Below are 4,203 nucleotides of genomic sequence, written 5' to 3' on the forward strand. Positions count from 1 at the left end.
GGCGGCGTGTCAGGGGGTGTGGGGGGTCAGGAGGTAGTCGCCGTCTTCGGGGCTCCAGCGCAGCTCCACCGCGCCGTCGGTCGCGGCGGCCTTGCAGAACTGGAGGAAGCTGCGGTAGCCGAGCTTCTTCTCGCTGAAGTCGGGTCGGGCGCGCCGGAGCTGGTCCTTCAGGCCGGACAACGCCACCGCGCCGCCGTCCGCGGCGAGGTCCACCACCACGGAGCGGAGCAGCCCGAACGCGACCTCCCGGTCGCCCTGCTCGGGAAGCGACACCTCCGGATCGCCCTTGGCGGGCCCGGCGGCCAACTCGACCACGTTGTGCGCCGCGAGGTGGCGCAGCAGTTCCCCGAAGGTACGGAAGCCGTAGTCGGACTCGCTGAACGTGGGGTCCTTGCGCAGCAGCGCGCGCTTGAGCGCGGAGGCGGTCACGTCGCCGCTGGAGCTGCCCTGCATGCCGGCGACTGTCTGCACGAGCTGCACGGCGAGCGTGTCGACGTCCCGCGCGGACTCCTCCTCGGCCGCGGTCTCCACCACCGGCTCGGGCGCCGGCTCCACCGGTGAGGGACGGGCCGGGCGCGCCCGGCGGGCGGCCGGTGGCGGTACGTCGACGCCTTCGAGGCGGTCGTAGTAGAGGAACTCGTCGCAGGCCGGCGGCAGCAGCGCGGAGGTGGACTTCTCCACCCCGACGCCGATCACCCGCTTGTTGAGTTCGCGCAGCTTGTGCACCAGTGGGGTGAAGTCGCTGTCCCCGGTGCAGATCACGAACGTGGAGATGTAGCCGCGCTCGAACGCCAGCTCGACCGCGTCCACCGCCATCTTGATGTCGGCCGCGTTCTTGCGCGAGGCGCCCATCCGCTGCGGTATCTCGATCAGCTCGACGTGTGAGCGGGTGAGCATCCGCCGGTCCTCGTCGAAGTACGACCAGTCCGCGTACGCCCGGCGCACCACCACGCGTCCCCGCTCGGCGAGCGCGTCGGCGATCGGCCGGAAGTCGAACGGCCGGCCGCCGTGATGGTCGCGTACGCCCAGGGCCAGGTTCTCGTAGTCGAGGAACAGCGCAATCCGGTCTTCGTGATCCACACCGGCAGCCTAGCCCGGCCGGGGCGCCGGGCCGGTCAGCGCCGCTCGTCGCGGTAGACGGTCTCGCGGCGGGCCACGCGCTGGATCGCGTAGCTGGCCACCAGCAGCAACAGCGCCAGCACCACCTCGACGCCCGCGACGGTGCCGGTGGCGACGGTGAGACCGAGCAGCAGCAGGATCAGCCCGACGACGGCGAGCAGGCCCGCCAGCAGCAGCCGGTTCCGCCGTCGCGCCGACCGCTGCGCGTCGTCTGCGCTCACGCTGGCCCGCCTTCCTCCGGTTCCGTCTCCGATCCTAGGCGCAGGCCGTCGCCGGGGTGGCGGATCAAGAAGCCGGGGCCGGACGCACACGCGTCCGGCCCCGGGTCACGGCGGCGGTCAGTGGATCGGGACCGGCACCTGACGCTTGTCGTCGCCCGCGTCGCCGTCGAGCAGGTGCGACGGTTCCCGGCGGCGGGGCAGGAACGCCGCGGGGATGAAGGTCAGCAGCACCAGACCGAAGGCCACCCAGAACGTGGTGGAGAAGGAGTTCGCCGCGAAGTCGAGCCCGCGCTCGATCAGCGACGGCGGCACCGGGAACTGCTGGATCAGCTCGGGCTGCTGCTGCGAGGCGATGGCGAGCTGGGCCTCGGTCAGCGGCGCGCCGGTGGCCGGGTCGGTGACGCCGGGGATCGGCCGCGAGCCGTTCAGCTCGCTGGTGAGGATGACCGACATGACCGCGGCGCCCACCGAACCGCCGATCTGCTGGAGGATGTTGACGAGCGTGGACCCGCGCGCCACCTCCGCCGCGCTGAGCGTCTTCAGCGCCGAGGTCATGATCGGCATCATCGTGCCGCCCATGCCGAGGCCCATCACGAACAGCGAGCCGCAGAGCAGCCAGTACGACGTGTCGGTGCCGAGCTGGGTGAAGGTGAAGAACCCGGCCGCGATGAGCACCAGCGCGAACGGCACCGTCCGGCCGACCGGCACGCGGTCGGCGAGCATGCCGGCGATCGGCATGGTCAGCATCGCGCCGATGCCCTGCGGCGCGATCAGCAGGCCCGCGGTCAGGGTGGACTCGCCGCGCACCTGGAGGAAGTAGCTCGGGAACAGCAGGCCCGCGCCCATGAACGCGATGATGAACACGAACATGGTCACGGTGGCGATGGTCAGGTTGCGGTTGCGGAACAGCCGCAGGTCCAGCAGCGGGTGCCGGGGCCGGAACGAGTAGAGCACGAAGGCGACCACGAGCGCGCCGCCGACGAGCATCGGCAGCCACACCTTGGTGTCGGCGACGGTGCCGGTCTCCGGCAGCGTGGAGATGCCGTAGAGGAACAGCGCGAGACCCGGCGAGAGCATGAGCATGCCGAGGAAGTCGAACGACTCGGACGGCTCGGCGTTGTCCTTGGGCAGCGCCAGCTGGGCGTAGACCAGGGCGACCACGCCGATCGGCAGGTTGATCAGGAAGATCCAGTGCCAGCTCGCGACGTCGATCAGCCAGCCGCCGAGGATCGGGCCGGTGATCGGGCCGAGCAGCATCGGGATGCCGAGCACGGCCATCAGGCGGCCGATGCGGTGCGGGCCGGCGGCCCGGGTCATGATCGTCATGCCGAGCGGCATGAGCATGCCGCCGCCGAGGCCCTGGACGACCCGCCAGGCGATCAGCTCGCCGATCGAGTCGGCCGTGGCGCACAGCCCGGAGCCGATGGTGAACAGCGCCAACGCCACCATGTAGAGGCGTTTCGTGCCGAACCGGTCGGCGGCCCAGCCGCTGAGCGGAATGACCGTGGCGAGCGCGAGCGTGTAGCCGGTCATGGTCCACGCGACGCGGGCGTACGTGGCGTCGAACTCGCTCTGGAACGTCGGCAGCGCCACGCTGACGACTGTCACGTCGAGGATCGACATGATCGCACCGAGCACGACGACGCCGGCCACCTTGAGTACGGCGGCGTCGAGTTTCGTCGACGTCGCTACGGGTTGCTGGGTCACTGACGGTCTCCTGGATCCGGTCCGGCACTGGGAGGCGGTGGCGGCGCCGCGCGCCGTCTGCGGAGCGCGGGCGGAACGCGCGGCGGGGCGGCGTCCGGGCGACAGCGTAGCCATGACCTGGGACGAGACGCGGCCGGTTTTGCCGACGGGAGAGCCGCGGCGGCACGGCAGCGGGCCCCGCACCCGGCTCGCAAGCGGTCCGGCGGCTCGCGGAAAGGGCTAGTGCGCGCCGATTCGCCAGCCTTGTCGGGGCGTGGTCGGCGGGCGCGACCGTGACGAAGGTCATGCCCCACACCGCCGCCTCGCGGGGCCGGCCGCTCAGCCCAGGCCGGCCATCAGGTCGATCTCGGCGGTACGCGAACGGTCGATGCGGTGGGCGAGGTCGCGTACCCGCTCGCTCGTTCCGGCGGCGACCTGGGCGCGGGCCAGGTCGGCCGCGGTGCGCTGGTGCCGGCTGAGCACGTCGAGCAGCACCCGGTCGGCGTCGGCGGGCGCGGCGGCGCGCAGCCGGGCCAGTCCGGCGGCGGCGTCGCTGTGCCCGGAGTGGTCGTGCCGGGCGGCCGCGGCGGCGGCCGACGGGCCGGCGTCGCGCAGCCATCCGCGCATGGTGGCCAGTTCGTCGGTCTCGGTGGCCCGGACGGCGGCGATCAGCGTACGGATCCGCGGGTCGGTGGCGCGGTCGAGCCCGAGCGTGACGATCTCCAGCGTCTGCTCGGTGTGCGCCACCATCATGGCCAGGAACAGCGCGTCGATCCCGCTGGTCGTGGCGTCCGCGCCGGACGGGACCGCGGCCGTGGCGGACGGGACCGGCGAGGGCGGATCGGCGGCCGGCGGCCCGCCGCACCCGGTCACGGCCAGCACCAGGGCGAGCACCACCGCGACCGGCCGGGCGGCGGCGGACGCGCGGCGGAGCCGGGGACCGGCCTGCTCCGCCGCGCGGGTACGCCGGCTCAGATCTGCTGCCACAGCGCCGGTACGTTCGGCGGCTCCCAGCCGGCGATCGCGGTGTGCGCCTGGCGGCAGCGGTAGCTGCGGCCGTCGTAGGTGACCGTGTCACCGACCTGGTACGCCCGCCCGGCGGTCCAGGTGCCGCCCGGCGCCGGGGTGCTGGTCCGGGTCGGCGTGGGCGAGGGCGCGGGCGTGGTGGGCGCCGCGG

General features: G+C 73.1%; 5 protein-coding genes. All 5 read right to left on the reverse strand.

The genetic code is table 11. The features are described from left to right. Positions 1 to 9 precede the first annotated feature (9 nt). A complete protein-coding gene (locus EAD96_RS00575; protein WP_121682888.1) occupies positions 10 to 1,080 on the reverse strand; it encodes a PIN domain-containing protein in 1,071 nt (356 codons plus the stop codon). A gap of 35 nt (positions 1,081 to 1,115) precedes the next feature. Then, on the reverse strand, positions 1,116 to 1,340 hold the full coding sequence (locus tag EAD96_RS00580; protein WP_120570029.1) for a hypothetical protein: 225 nt from the start codon (positions 1,338 to 1,340) through the stop codon (positions 1,116 to 1,118). A 117-nt stretch (positions 1,341 to 1,457) separates the two neighbouring features. Beyond that, positions 1,458 to 3,047, reverse strand: coding sequence for a DHA2 family efflux MFS transporter permease subunit (locus EAD96_RS00585; RefSeq protein WP_121682889.1), 1,590 nt, complete (start codon positions 3,045 to 3,047; stop codon positions 1,458 to 1,460). Positions 3,048 to 3,365: 318 nt separating this feature from the next. Beyond that, positions 3,366 to 4,013, reverse strand: a complete 648-nt coding sequence (locus EAD96_RS00590) for a DUF305 domain-containing protein (protein ID WP_121682890.1) — start codon at positions 4,011 to 4,013, stop codon at positions 3,366 to 3,368. Beyond that, the coding region (locus tag EAD96_RS00595) for a carbohydrate-binding protein (RefSeq protein ID WP_368666021.1) at positions 3,998 to 4,203 on the reverse strand (206 nt) is incomplete at its 5' end. The genes EAD96_RS00595 and EAD96_RS00590, both read right to left, overlap by 16 nt.

The organism is Micromonospora sp. BL1, from assembly GCF_003667485.1.
Lineage (GTDB): Bacteria > Actinomycetota > Actinomycetes > Mycobacteriales > Micromonosporaceae > Micromonospora > Micromonospora tulbaghiae.